This is a genomic window from Enterobacter cloacae complex sp. P15RS, from assembly GCF_014895905.1.
Taxonomy (GTDB): domain Bacteria; phylum Pseudomonadota; class Gammaproteobacteria; order Enterobacterales; family Enterobacteriaceae; genus Enterobacter; species Enterobacter quasihormaechei.
Genome location: NZ_JADBQL010000059.1, coordinates 1 through 253 on the forward strand (window position 1 = coordinate 1; position 253 = coordinate 253).

The window sequence follows — 253 nt, forward strand, 5'->3', positions numbered from 1 at the left end:
CATGGTTAATCCGGATGGCACCCGCAGCGAAACGCGGTATGACGAACGGGGAAATGTGCTCAGCAGCACTCAGGGCGGCCTGACCAGAAGCCTGAAGTATGACCGCGCCGGGCGCATCACCACCCTGACAAACGAGAACGGGGCCACCACCACCTTCTCGTATGACGTTATGGACAGGCTGGTGCAGGAGACGGGCTTTGACGGCAGAACGCAGCGCTATGGTTACAGCCCCACCGGCCAGCTTACCCGCAGC

General features: G+C 61.7%; 1 protein-coding gene. It reads left to right on the top strand.

Going from position 1 to position 253, the window contains the following annotated elements; genetic code table 11:
• Positions 1-253: RHS repeat protein (locus IM267_RS21105; RefSeq protein ID WP_193034239.1), on the top strand; the 253-nt coding region annotated here is incomplete at both ends.